Origin of the sequence: Photorhabdus aballayi (assembly GCF_026153155.1) — a bacterium.
Lineage (GTDB): Bacteria > Pseudomonadota > Gammaproteobacteria > Enterobacterales > Enterobacteriaceae > Photorhabdus > Photorhabdus luminescens.
On the sequence record NZ_JAPFCD010000082.1, the window covers coordinates 1 to 15,161 of the forward strand.

Below are 15,161 nucleotides of genomic sequence, written 5' to 3' on the forward strand. Positions count from 1 at the left end.
AATAAAATGCCGTCCTGCAACGGCGATAAGGCATAGATATCCTGAATATTAGCAAGTCCGCCCGGGACTTGTCTGATAATGAAGTCAATGTCAGACTGGGTTAAGTTAACCAACGGCAGCATCGCAGGGAGTAGCGCGGTTATTGTGGGGGTGATGAGGTTGGGCGGCACCGCCACCGCCCGGTGCTGTCCCAGTGTTTGCGCCAGGTCTGATAACACCGGTGCCTGAAACAGGTCGCGTACCGCCAGCGTCAGCCCCCGATGATGCAGGCGTTCCATCATCCGTACTGCCAGCAGGGAATGACCGCCCAGGGCAAAGAAATTGTCGTGCCGGCTAATGTGTTCAATGCCCAGCAACTCTCGCCAAATGGCCGCCAGGGCCGCTTCTGTCTCCCCCTGCGGGGCTTCATAAGCCTGACGGGCAAAGGCGGCCTCATCCGGTACCGGCAATGCCCGGCGATCCAGCTTACCGTTCGGGGTTAATGGAAACGCCTCCAGACGCACAAACGCCGCCGGTACCATATAATCCGGCAAGAGAGCGCTCAGGCGCGTACGCAGACTGTTCACCAGCCCGTCCTCCGCTTCCGCCGTCACATAGGCCACCAGCCGTTTGTCCGGCCCATCCCCCAGGGCTAATACCGCGGCCTCACGCACCGCCGGGCAGTCCATCAGCCGGGCTTCAATTTCTCCCGGTTCAATGCGGAAACCGCGGATCTTAACCTGCTGGTCATTACGGCCCAGGAATTCTAAATTACCGTCCGGCAGGTAACGGGCTAAATCCCCGGTACGGTACATCTGTGCATCCGGGGTATCACTGAACGGATCGACCAGGAAACGTTCCGCCGTCAGCTCAGGCCGGTTCAGATAGCCACAGGCTACCCCGTCTCCGCCAATATAAATCTCACCGGTTACTCCCAGCGGTACTGGCTGCTTCTCAGCATCTAACAGATAAACCCGCGTATTGGCGATTGGCCGGCCAATCGGGATGTGGGTTGCTCCCGGGGCTAATGCCTCGATACGGTACGTTGTCGTAAAGGTGGTACCTTCACTCGGGCCATAAGCCTGTAATAATCGCTGGGGCGGACTGGTGTTCAGTACCTGACCGATGACATGCGGATCAAGGGCATCGCCCCCGACAATCAGCAGCTTTATCTGTGGCAGAGCCGGGGATAACGCCGCTGCCAGCCGGTTAAACAACCCGACAACCAGCGACAGCACCGTGATGTGGTGGGTTTGTAAAGCCCGGACTAACTCCGGCGGCGTTAATAATGTAGTGTGATCGATAACCACCAGCGTCCCACCGTTGAGCAACGGTGACCAGACTTCAAACGTGCCGGCATCGAAAGCCGGATTTGCCGTAAAGGCGACCCGGTCATCCGGTCCGATTTCCGCATAGCCATTATTGACGACCAGCCGGACCACGGCGCGGTGCGGCACCAGGATCCCTTTTGGTGTCCCGGTGGAGCCGGAGGTGTACATGATATACGCTAAATCAGTGCTGGAACGTGGCAAGTCAGGATTGATGCCATCCTGCTCGCTGTCCGTATTTTTCTCATCCGAAAGACGAAACAGCGGCACAGCTAGGCCAGCCGGGATCTCCGTCCGTGTATCGGTGAGCAACAACCGGGCGGCACAATCACTTATCAGCCAGTTTTTCCGCTCATCCGGCACATCGGGATCAACCGGCACGTAAACCGCACCGGCTTTAAGAACCGCCAATTGAGCCACCACCAGTTCTGTCGAACGCTCTAACAGGAGCGCAACCTGATCACCGGGACAAATCCCCTGTTCGATTAACTGACGAGCCAGCCGATTAGCCCGGGCATTCAGTTCAGCATAGCTGAGTGTCTGCTCCTCATATATGAGTGCTGTGGCATCAGGCATTCTCTCCACCTGTTGCTCAAACAACTGATGAATACACAATGAATCAGGGTACGCGGTCTCTGTCGCGTTCCAGGTTTTTAACAATAAGGTCCGCTCTGTTTCCGGCAGAATTTCCAATGCCCTGACCGGCCTCGGCCTGTTCGGTGCTTGCTCCAGCGCCTCAGTCAGGCTTTCCAATGCCTGCTGCATATAACCACATATTTGTTCAGGGTTAAACGGTTGTATCACTTGCGCCGTCAGCCCCAGTGCATCCCCGAAATCCTCCACCGACAGGGCAAACGGATAGTTAGTCCGCTCTTGTGTGCCCAGCAATTCAATACCCTTCAGGGGTTCATCTGAAGCTGTCAACGGGGCATTATGCCGGTAGTTCAGCAGCGTATTAAACAACGGTGTTCCACTGGCGACTCCACTGCAACGCTGGGCCAACGCCAGTGAAGCATGTTCGTGCGCCAACAATCCCGCTAACCGGTGATGTGTTTCCCGCACCCACTCCTGCACCGGGGTATCATCGATATCCAGTCGCAATGGTAACGTGTTGATAAATAATCCTGTGCTACTCTCTATGCCTTCTCCCGCCTGCATCCGTCCAAACAGGACGGTCCCGAACACCACTTTCTCCTGACCACTGGTACGCGATAACACCTGTGCCCAGGCCAGATGACACAGGGCCGCCAGACTGACCCCAAAACGCCGGGCCTGACTGCGCAGGCAATCACTCAGCTCCGGTGCCAGCATCCGATGGGACTCCGTTACCTGCGAACCATCACGGTGTACCTCCGTCAATCCAAACGCCAGCGTGGGCTCCTCCACCTCTGCCAGCATCTCGCTAAAGAACCGGGTATGCTCTGCCTGGCTAATACCAAGGCAGGTTTGTGCCACCAGATTGCGGAAAGGGACCGGCGCAGGCAGGCTGTCTGTCTGACGGGTAAGATGCGCCCGTACTTCATTATTTATGACATCCAGCGTAGTATGGTCACCGATTAAGTGATGCATCAGTTGCAGGACTAACCAGCGTCCGTCCGCTTCCTGCGCGACCATAAAACGCAACAATGGTGCCTGATTTAAATCAAGACGATACAGGCGTGGATCAAAACGTTGAGCCAGCTGGTCACTGACTGCGCCTTCAGCCGGATTTAACGTCAGCTCGGTGACTGACAAAGGGGCCTGACGCCACACCACCTGAGCCGGCACAGATACTCCCTGCCAGATAAACGCCGTGCGCAGGATATCGTGCCGGTCAACCACCCATTGCACCGCCGCCAGATAACGTTCCAGCAGAGACCGGGCAGCAAAACGCATCTGACTGACCAGCAAATACGGATCGCCTTTATCGGCCAGTAAATGATGGAATAAGATGCCATCCTGTAACGGTGATAAGGCATAGATATCCTGAATATTAGCGAGTCCGCCCGGGACTTGTCTGATAATAAAGTCAATGTCAGACTGGGTTAAGTTAACCAACGGCAGCATCGTTGGGGACAGAGTGGTTGTCGTGGGGGTGATGAGGTTGGGCACCACCACCACTGCCCGGTGCTGCCCCAGTGTTTGCGCCAGGTCTGATAACACCGGTGCTTGAAACAGGTCGCGTACCGCCAGCGTCAGCCCCCGATGGCGCAGGAGTTCCATCATCCGTACTGCCAGCAGGGAATGACCGCCTAGGGCAAAGAAATTGTCATGCCGGCTAATGTGTTCAATGCCCAGCAACTCTCGCCAAATGGCCGCCAGGGCCGCTTCTGTCTCCCCTTGTGGCGCTTCATAAGCCTGACGGGCAAAAGCGGCCTCATCCGGTACCGGCAATGCCCGGCGATCCAGCTTACCGTTCGGGGTTAATGGAAACGCCTCCAGACGCACAAACGCCGCCGGCACCATATAATCCGGTAAAAGCGTGCTCAGGTGCGCGCGCAGACTGTTCACCAGCCCGTCCTCCGCTTCCGCCGCCACATAGGCCACCAGCCGTTTGTCCGGCCCATCCCCCAGGGCTAATACCGCGGCCTCACGCACCGCCGGGCAGTCCATCAGCCGGGCTTCAATTTCCCCCGGTTCAATGCGGAAACCGCGGATCTTAACCTGCTGGTCGTTACGGCCCAGGAATTCCAGATTACCGTCCGGCAGGTAACGGGCTAAATCCCCGGTACGGTACATCTGTGCATCCGGGGTATCACTGAACGGATCGACCAGGAAACGTTCCTCCGTCAGCTCAGGCCGGTTCAGATAGCCACAGGCTACCCCGTCTCCGCCAATATAAATCTCACCGGTCACCCCCAGCGGTACTGGCTGCCTCTCAGCATCTAACAGATAAACCCGCGTATTGGCGATTGGCCGGCCAATCGGGATGTGGGTTGCTCCCGGGGCTAATGCATCGATACGGTACGTTGTCGTAAAAGTGGTACCTTCACTCGGGCCATAACCATTTAATAGCTGTTGTGGCGGATTCGTGCTCAGTACCTGACCGATGACATGCGGATCAAGGGCATCGCCCCCGACAATCAGCAGCTTTATCTGCGGAAAAACAGGAGACAATTCCACTGCCAGCTGGTTAAACAATCCAGCACTCAACCACAGAGCAGTAATTCGCTGAACCTGTAAAACCTGTACAAACTCTAGCGGCGTCAGCAAAGTGGCGTGATCAACAACCACTAACGCACCACCATTAAGCAACGGTGCCCAGACTTCAAACGTGCTGGCATCGAAAGCCGGGTTAGCAGCAAAGGCCACTCGATCATCCGGTTCAATTTCAGCGTAGCCATTGTTGATCACCAGCCGGACCACCGCACGATGTGGTACTAAGACACCTTTAGGTATCCCGGTCGAACCGGAGGTATACATGATATACGCTAACTCAGTGCTGGAACGCGGTAAGTCAGGGTTGATACCATCCTGCTCGCTGTCCGTACTTTTCTCATCTGGGAAACGAAACAGCGGCACAGCCAGACCGGCCGGGATTTCCGCCCGTGTATCGGTGAGCAACAACCGGGCGGCACAATCACTTATCAGCCAGTTTTTCCGCTCATCCGGCACATCGGGATCAACCGGCACGTAAACCGCACCGGCTTTAAGCACCGCCAATTGAGCCACCACCAGTTCTGTCGAACGTTCTAACAGGAGCGCAACATGATCACCGGGACGAATCCCCTGTTCGATTAACTGACGAGCCAGCCGGTTAGCACAGATATTCAGTTCCCTATAACTCAGGGACTTATCTCCCGCGATTAATGCCAGCGCTTTTGGCGTTTTTTCCACCTGTTGCTCAAACAACTGATGAATACACAATGAATCAGGGTATGTGGTTTCAGTCGCGTTCCAAATTTCTAGCAATAACGTACGTTCAGTTTTTGGCAGGATTTCTAGTTCTCTTACTGGCACATTCGGTGTCTGTTCAAGCGCTTCCACCAAACTTTCCAGCGCCTGTTGCATATAACCGCATATCCGTTCCGAGTCAAACGGCTGTACCACCTGAACCGTCAAACTCAATGCTTCGCCAAAATCTTCCACCGATAGAGCAAACGGGTAATGAGTGCTTCCCTGATCACCAAGGAATTCAATACCATTTAGGGGTTCATCTGAAGCCGTCAACGGGGAATTATGTCGGTAATTCAATAGTGCATTGAACAATGGCATACCATTAGCTACGTTACTGCAACGTTGAGCCAAAACCAGTGAGGCATGTTCATGCGCTAGCAATCCAGCCAGCCGAGAGTGCACTACCCAAACACTGTTCCGTACTGGAGTTTCGTCGATATCCAACCGCAGAGGAAGAGTATTGATAAACAATCCCATCCCGCTATCAGCACCTTCCCCCGCCTGCATACGTCCAAACAACACAGTGCCGAATACCACCCGTTTCTGCCCGCTAATGCGTGACAACACCAGTGCCCAAGCCAGATGACACAGTGTGGCCAAACTTACGCCCAAACATCTGGCCTGATCACGCAAGCGGTCATTCAATTCAGCCGCTAGCATCCGATGAAATTCCACAATTTGCGAACCATCACTGTATACTTCCGTCACCCCAAATGGTAACGTCGGTTCATCCACCTCCGCTAGCATGTCAGTAAAGAAGCGGGCATGTTCCTTTTGACTGTGCTCTAGTCGGGACTGAGCCACCAGATTGCGAAAAGGTGCCGGAATGGGCAATCTGTTCTCTTGCCCAGTAAGATACGCTCGCACTTCGCTGTTCATCATTTCCAGCGTTGTTTGATCACCAATCAAATGATGCATGAGTTGCAGTAAAAGCCAGCGCCCGCTGGTCTCCCGCACTATGACAAAACGCAGTAGCGGTGCCTGACCCAAATCAAGACGATAGTGGCGAGGATTAAAACGTTGAGCCAATTGGTCACAAACTGAGCCATCAGCTGGGTTCAATATCAATTCAGTCACAGACAAAGACACTTGACGCAAAACTACCTGAGCCGGGATTGATAGTCCCTGCCAGATAAAGGCTGTACGTAGGATATCGTGACGTTCGATCACTTGTTGAACCGCTACCAGATAACGATCAATCAGAGAGCGATCAGCAAAAGCTATCTGACGGGTCAACAGATATGGATCACCTTCTTCTGCCAGTAAGTGGTGGAACAAAATACCATCCTGCAACGATGATAGCGCATAAATATCCTGAATATTGGTGAGTCCACCCGGTACCTGACTGACTAACCTATCAATATCTGCTTGCTCTATATTAATCAGAGGCAACATTTCAGGGACGATACGTTTACATTCCACTGTTATTAAATTCGGAGGAACAGCAAAAGCATCATCTATTTTTATTAGTAAAGTTGCTTGCTCTGCCAATATCGGTCTTGAAAACAGAGCGCCAGACTGTACGATATAGCATTTGTCCCGCAACAATCTCATCAACTGCATGATTAATAGAGAATGTCCACCAAGAGTAAAAAAATTATCAAAACGGCTGATATGATTGATACTTAGTAACTGGCTCCACATCTCTGCCAGCAAGATTTCAATCTCACCCTGAGGGGGCTGATAATGCTGGCGTTGATACGCTGTGGCATCCGGTGTCGGCAGTGCCTTGCGGTCAAGTTTTCCATTGGGCGTCAAGGGAAAATCCGCCATCATCACAAAAGCAGCCGGTACCATATACTCGGGCAACACAGACAGTAGATATTGGCGCAGCACCGCCGTAGCCTGATCAGATTCGTTACCCTGCACCAAGACCACATAAGCAACCAGCTGTTTATCCTCTCTGCTTCCTTCATGGGCAATAACCACCGCTTGCTGCACTGTCGAATGGGTTTCAAGGCAAGTTTCAATTTCACCTAATTCAATGCGAAAACCACGTATTTTAACTTGATGGTCATTACGCCCAATATATTCAATGTTGCCGTCACGATCGTAACGAGCCAAATCGCCAGTACGATACATGCGAGCATCAAGTTCTGAATGAAAAGGATCGGCCAGAAAACATTCAGCAGTCAGTTCCGGTCGGTTCAGATAACCGCGAGCAACGCCAACCCCACCAATATACAATTCACCAATAACGCCTAAAGGGACTGGCCGCTGTTGGTTATCTAATAAATAAATACGGGAATTGGTAATTGGCTTGCCAATTGGCACAACTTGCCCCTCAAAATTATCAGGACAATGCCAATAAGTTACATCAATCGCGGCTTCAGTCGGGCCATATAAATTATAGAGTCTGACCCAAGGCATCAATGCCTGGCAATGTTTCACTGTGGTAGGATGCAACGCTTCGCCGCTGCAAAACAGATGCTTTAGCGTTAAACAACGGGTCAAATCAGGTTCTTTTAAGAAGGTGGTCAACACCGAAGGCACAAAATGAAGGGTGGTTACTTTCTCTTGGCTGATTAACTCAATCAACTGAGAGAGATTTTTCTGTTGTTCTGTAGTCGCCAACACCATTTTGGCACCACTCATAAAACTACAAAACAGCTCCCAAACAGAAACATCAAAACTAAACGTAGTCTTTTGCAACACGACATCATCAGGTGTGAGTTGATAAGTTTGCTGTATCCAATATAAACGATTCATCACACTACGATGTTCATTTTGCACGCCTTTCGGATTGCCGGTTGAACCTGATGTGTAGATAACATAGGCCAAATTACGTGAATTTAGCCCCATGACACAGGGATTATCTGCTGATAACTCAATGCCTTCCGCCAAGACTGCATTTATATCCAGCCGTTTCTTTGCCACGGAGATGCCATTCAACTTATCTGCACCAATATCATCGTGTAATAGCAAGACAGGGCTGGCATCATCAAGAATATAGTGAAGACGTGCTGATGGGTAATTAGGGTCGAGTGGAACATAAGCCCCGCCTGCTTTTAAAATTGCCAATAAACCGATGACCATCAGTGGCGTTCGGTCAACACAAATTGCCACTCGGCTATCCGGAACCACTCCTTCAGCAATCAACCGATGTGCTAATCGGTTAGCCTGCTGGTTCAATTCAGCATAACTCAGGATATGACCATTAAACACCAACGCAGGAGCATTCGGGGTTTTTATCACCTGTCGCTCAAGTAGTTCATGGATACAATATTCTGATGGGTAATCCCCTGCTGTGTCATTCCATTGATTCAGCAATAGCTCTCGTTCATCTGCTGGTAGAATATCGATCTCTTTAATACACTGAGTGACATTTTTCGCCATGGTGTGCAAGACGATAAGAAAGTAATTTAGCTGGCGCTTTATAGTTGGTTTATCAAATAGCGCTGTCGCATAACTTATTCCCCCGATAATCTTACCACCTCGCTGGTGCATAAATAATTCGAGATCGACTTTTACTGTATTTGAATGATAATCAATCGGAGATATTTTGATTCCTTCAAATTCACACTCATTTTCGTAACAATCCAGCCAAGTAATGAGTGCTTGAAAAATAGCGGAATAAGCGACATCATATTCAGGATTGATAGCTTCAACAAGACATTCAAAAGGAATATCCTGATTATCTTGCGCATTCATCATCGTATTACTGACTTGCACAAATAGTTCTTCAATCGTGGAATCATCATCAATATCAATTCGTATCGGTAAAATATTGGCAAATGGCTTTACTACATTCTTTATTTCCTTACTATTTCGGTTAGCAAAAGGAGTACCAATGACGATACAGTCTTGTACTGAAAGACGATGAAGCACAATAGCCCAAGCCGTCATGACAATCATTAACAAGGTTATTCCCTGCTCTTGGCTAATCTGCTTAAGCTGATTGGTTAAGTCTTCATTAAGCGTAAACGCACAAATATCTCCTTTTGACGGTAAATTATTCAGCCTTGGGTACGTTGTCGGTAAAGTTAATAAGGGAGGAATATCATTAAGCTGCCTCCGCCAATACTCACTCTGTATTGATAGCTGCTCTTCAGTCAGATAATGGTTTTGCCAAGCGATATAATCAGCAGAGTATTGTGTAACTGGCGGTAAAGAAACCGTTCGATGATTCAATAGATCATTATAAATAACACATAATTCATTAATTAGTATGCTAACAGAGAAATTATCGGCAATAACCGGATGTTGATTTAATAAAAATATATATTCGTCATTATTCAGATGTAATAAGCAAGCTCTTAATAATGGTTCTCTGGCAAAATCAAAAGGGGTATTTAGTGTATCATCAATAATCTGAGCAATCCTTTTTTCTTGCTCATCAACGGCACGAAGGTCAGAGATTAGAAGAGGGAATGAATTATTATTACTCAGAGTATTAACGATTAGAAACGAGTTATCATCAATCAAAGTTTCACATAATATATCATGACGGATAAATAAAATATTTAATGCTTGGTGAAATAGTTCAACATTTAAACTACCAACCAATTTATAAGATGTCGATACATGGTAGTTTTCAGAACGATCTTTTATACGATGAACTGACCACATTTTTTGTTGTGATTCCGATGAACACGCGTTTTCACGTTTGGTTTGTGGAGTTACCATCTTATCGTTTTTCATTACTAATTCCTTATATTAATTAGTCAAAGACACAGCGATAGAAAGATCACCAAGTACCGAAAATTTAAAAACCGAAGCGCATGATAAAAGTGATAAAAGAAAGACGAAATTTTATATGCACGTTATCAATGGTAATAAATCCGTCCCTAAAATTAGTTAAGATTATTTATTTTTCAATCACTTATTTCAAACCCTCCCAGAATCAGACATTACACACTAATTCCACTTTTCCAATATAAGACTGGGTTATGAAAATAGACTTTGCTATGGCAGTACTTTCTGTCGAACGAAAATTATTAATTCATTCTAGCCTGTAACTGTTTTGGCTAACTCACGAATTTTTTTCAGTTTCACTGATTATTTATATTAAATTACATAACCTTAAATTAGCAAGAAATAAACTCTAAAAAAACGTTATAAGAATAAAAAAACACCTAGATAATCAACAGGAATTTAATTCCAAACAAATATTATTTTATATTTAAAAATCACCATGAACTTTCAAATAACAAACATGAATCACACTAAAACAACACATCAAAATAATCATTTAATATGAAATAATAAAAATCACAAAAACAGACACAAAAAAACTCATAACTTGTTTGTCATATCGATTTATAAGCAACAAAATAATTCATAAAAGATATAGTATCTATAAATGGTTATGAAAAACCGATTTTTTCAAAACCTGTTATCTTTCTGCTTCGCTTGATTGTGTATAAACCATAATGCATTCTCCTATGGAGGTCAGATACTCACTATAGTAAATTAGCTCTTATAAAAAATTGCATTTATTAGTTAAATGCATCATTTTAGATTTTTATTTATTATCAAACTATCTACTTTATCAAATTAATTATTTAGTTAATAAATTCAACCATAATAATATAGGATTACAAAGTAAATATGATTCATAATCACAGTCCTACATTAGGGAATTATCTTACTTCACTTCATAAAGTATCGATTAATTTTACTCAAATACCCCATTCCACTTAGTTACACACCAATTTATGGGATGATAAATGAATATTCGACAATCAAACAGATTTTATTCACACTTTTATATTGTTAGCGCTGGACACTTTCCAACGCTACCTCTGGCAGCATTGCCAATGATATTTTTAGCGCTTCATTGGTCACATTACTAAACAGAGTATTGACAACCTCCAACAATAACTATTCCTCACTCGTCTGGTACTTCAGTATTCTGGTTATATTGGCGATAGCCTGCCGCATACTCAGTGACGTGATTTTCGCTAAATTGAGCCAAAATACAATAGCGAAGATGCGGGAAATCATCTCAGAACGCATTGCCTGTGCATCCTTCCGTCAGATTGAGGTGCTCGGCGGTAGAGCCGCAAGAACAAAACCGTAAGTTTTCCAAATATATTCCCACAGATTCTTATAGCACCTAAAAACGGAAAGCCCGTTGCTCCATAAGCGATGAGAAGGTCTTATCTTCTCATCATTTATAACGGTGTCCGGTTTTATTTGACCGTTGCAAACTGCCAACAATTGTGAACAAAAGCGGGAGTCAACCCCCTGATTGAAGGGGAGCCTATATGTGCCAATGTACGTTCGATATCTTCTTTTAGTAAACGGATCACCTCACTGACGCCTTGTTCACCAGTCGCTGCAAGGCCATACAACACAGCCCTTCCCAGCAACACCATATTTGCTCCCAGAGCCAACGCTTTAACGATATCAGATCCTCGACGGAAGCCACTATCGATCAAGACAGGTTGATACATTGCCTGTACCGTGGCACTTAATGTTTCCATTGGGGAAAGTGTGCCATCAAGCTGTCTCCCACCGTGATTGGACAGGATCACACCATCAGCCCCCAGTTCAATACATTTTTTAGCATCCTCTGGTCGGACAAGCCCTTTCACCAGGAGCTTATGTGGCCATAAAGCTCGCAACTGTTCCAAGCTTTGCCAGTTAAAGCTAGCATCCATTTGTCGACTCATTACTGCGACCTGAACATCTACGCCTATGTTCTCCGTCATGACGAAATTCGCCAATTGAGGCATTCCGTTACATAAAAAGCGCAGCAACCAGCCTGGATGAAGGCAGCCGTCAAGCAGCATGGCGGGACGATAGCGCAAAGGCAGACAAAACTGGTTACGTATATCCCGCTCCCGATAACCATTAACCGCAACATCAACGGTAATTACCAAAGTGGTGTAATCAGAGGCCAACGCCCGCTTCACCATCTGTTCTGCCAGTTCGGGACATACTACATAAAGCTGGAACCATTTTTCTCCGTCACACTGTCTAGCCACATCTTCAATTGTCATGTTCGCCGCACTGGAGAGTATAAAAGGAATGTTCTCTTTCGCTGCCACCCGGGCAAGAATCAAGTCGCCATCTGGCCGAAAAGTGGCATTAAGCCCAGTAGGAGCAATAGCAAAAGGTGCTGACCATACCTTATTAAACAAAGTACATGAAATATCCCTTTTACTGACGTCAATTAATCGATGGGGTATAAAACGCCAGCGATCAAAAATCTGCTGATTATAGCGTAGCCCTTTTTCATCCTCCGCACCGCCCTCTAGGTAGTCAAAAATTATCTTTGGTAATTTTTTCTTCGCCAAAGTGCGGTAATCCGCCACGTTAAGTAATTTGTTGCTCATCTGATTTCTGTGCAAGGTAGTCATGTTCAGTCTGTTCAACCCGTTGCCATGTATTAAAAGATTCACTTTATGCTGTTTAAGCTGCGTCAAAGTGGGCGGTTCAGGTTCCCCCACCCAACGATTTATGGATCAAATTGAAAACGATATGCCCTTCTTTATCAGTGACAATACTGGCTGGCTTACCTTCATTTATTCCCTCTGGGTTAATAATGCTACGGACAAGAAACAGCTCTTCTCATCTCATGAGTTTTTCCTCCGATCGGCAATAAAGCAGGACAATCGACGCACACCCTCTTCAATCAGGTCAGATTCAACATAGCTGAAAGAAAGTCTGAGTACATTGTTGTAACAATCTGAATTGGAAAATATCGACGTTGGAACTACAATCACGCCAAACTCAGCAGCACAACGCTCAATATCCTGCATAGTCAGGTTGAAAGGTAGACTCAGGTTGAGAAAAAAGCCGCCATTAGGCATATCCCATGAGATAATAGGCTCTTTTTCAGCAAAGAAACACGTCAGGCTGTGTAGTAATCGATCCCGTTTTGCCCGATAGTGTTCACTGATACTCTGCGTGATTTGCTTTAATGAACAATTGTTCTCCAGCAGGAATCCTCCCACAATAGCCTGAGCAATTTGCCCGGTATTTACGGAAATAAAGCTTTTCACACGGGTCATATCATTAATCAGCGGTACAGCCAGCTCCCCCCGTTTTACGTGAGCCCGGCAAATCAAATAACCAATACGCACCGCTGGACATAGTGTTTTGGCAAAAGTACCGATATGAATAACCACTGCTTCGTTATCCAAGGCAAGCAGTGTCGGTTGTTGGTGATGCGTATAATCAAACAGACGGTAAGGGCTATCTTCTAAAACAAACAATGCTCGTGCATAACAAAAAACTAGTAATTCCTTTCTCCGTGCCAAAGACATGGTTCTGCCACAAGGATTAGAAAAATCAGGAATAGTGTAGATGGCACGTGCACGCTTTCCTGATGCAGCGATGCTATTGATGCTGTACTCCAATGCAGAGATAATCGGCCCCTCGCTATCGCACTCAACATACACCACGTCAATGCCTTTGATTCTGGCCGCACCGGTAATACCAATATAAGCTGGATCTGTCACCAGTAATACATCATGCGCTGGGGAGAACAGCGTATCAAGGCAGATAACCATCCCTTCCTGAGCACCATTAGTGACCAAAATCTCTTCCGGCTCCAGCGTAATTCCCTCATCAAGATATAGCTGCTTAGCGATCAATGGATTAATAATGCCGCGTGTATCGCCATACTGTCCAAGCAAGTTACCAATCTCTTGATGGCTTTTATTACGCGCTCCGGCCAGATAGTGGGAAAACAGCGCAATATACTGCGACCATTTTTCCGGCCGAGCATTAATCTCTGAGGGACGACCAGAGGCAAACGAAATCGCATTAGGATATCGCTCTATGACTTCATTGAGAAAACACATCGTGTTCAGGTCAGCGTGCTCCTGAAAAGCCAGGTCGCTTGCTTCTATTGCCAGTGGCATAAGTGTCTCCTGTTACTGTTATTAAATTTGTTGTGTCTTTTCCAACTGCCGGAACAAGTTGTTTATATTCTCTTCTTCAAATCCTTCACCATGCCTCTCAAGAAACTCAAACATCATTCCTGACTCACTGTCACGTTTGGTGAAAATTTGTTTCAAGTTACCCCCCCTAATAATCTGCGTGGAAAATTCAATGCCGTTTTCCTCTAATTCGGCTACGACTTCTTCCAAGTTCTCCACCTCAAAAGCAACATGCTGAACACCAGGCCCATATTGTTCAACGTACTGTGTCACCTGAGACTGCGATTCTGTGCCCTGTAATAGTACCAGCGTATAGCCATTTCCTTGTAAAATTGCGGATTCCATCGCGGTGGTTACGCCCTTTGTTACTCGACGTTCCACAAGGGTAAAACCAAGCATCTCCACATACATGCTCAACGCTTTATCCAGTGACACAACTGCAATAGCTAGGTGGTCAATCTTTTTATATTTCTTCGCTATCCCTGTGAGGGAAATGTGATTTTCGGTCATAATCTTTATCAGAAAGTTAAAGTTAAAGTAATATATTCCCATGCTTAGTATCTCTGGGAACATCCAATTTAAAACGCCGAGCATCCCCCCTTAACTACTAGGAGAATCAAACGCATCAACATCTGATAGCAATGTTTCAAGCTGTACAGAAAATTGCCACAACTCCCGTGAAAAGATAGGCCATTAACACCACGAGAAACGGAATACCGGATTCAGTTGCTACAAGCAATCGTTCATGTATTAGCTGTTGTTTTCTCTGCAATATACTAGCAATCACTAGGGAGCATCTTGCTAGTTCATCGAACGTAATACTCTGTTCTTTATCCCAGCTTTTTGTCAGAAACCGATAAGTAAGTTTATTAATATGAATATCACAGCATCAGATAAGTACACTGGTCAAAGTACCCCTGAATTGAGTATAAAGACCTTTCCAAAATTAGCTTAATGTGTTAAGTACTTATACCGCACCTGAAAAACTGAAATATACACTACACCAAACAATGGTTATTTTTCCCTAACTCTGTCTCTTTTTTGCCAACTACTCCACAAGAAATACTTATAGATGGTAGATTCGACTAATAAATACAATTTTTCAGAAGGTCAGTTGCTATAGTAGACATCTTTTCCGCTACAG

The 15,161-nt window shown here is 46.5% G+C and carries 4 protein-coding genes; all 4 read right to left on the reverse strand.

The annotated features are described in order from the left end of the window. On the reverse strand, nucleotides 1-9,824 hold a 9,824-nt coding region (locus OO184_RS23385), incomplete at its 3' end, for a non-ribosomal peptide synthetase (protein ID WP_265381225.1). 1,493 nt (nucleotides 9,825-11,317) lie between these two features. Further along, nucleotides 11,318-12,466, reverse strand: coding sequence for an alpha-hydroxy-acid oxidizing protein (locus OO184_RS23390; protein WP_265381226.1), 1,149 nt, complete (start codon nucleotides 12,464-12,466; stop codon nucleotides 11,318-11,320). Nucleotides 12,467-12,706: 240 nt separating this feature from the next. Further along, nucleotides 12,707-13,999 (reverse strand): aminotransferase-like domain-containing protein, encoded by a 1,293-nt coding sequence (locus tag OO184_RS23395; protein WP_265381227.1) that lies wholly within the window; start codon nucleotides 13,997-13,999, stop codon nucleotides 12,707-12,709. A 21-nt stretch (nucleotides 14,000-14,020) separates the two neighbouring features. Beyond that, the gene (locus tag OO184_RS23400) at nucleotides 14,021-14,569 is read right to left on the reverse strand and encodes a VOC family protein (RefSeq protein WP_265381228.1); all 549 of its coding nucleotides are present in this window, start codon (nucleotides 14,567-14,569) and stop codon (nucleotides 14,021-14,023) included. Between the last annotated feature and the right edge of the window lie 592 nt (nucleotides 14,570-15,161).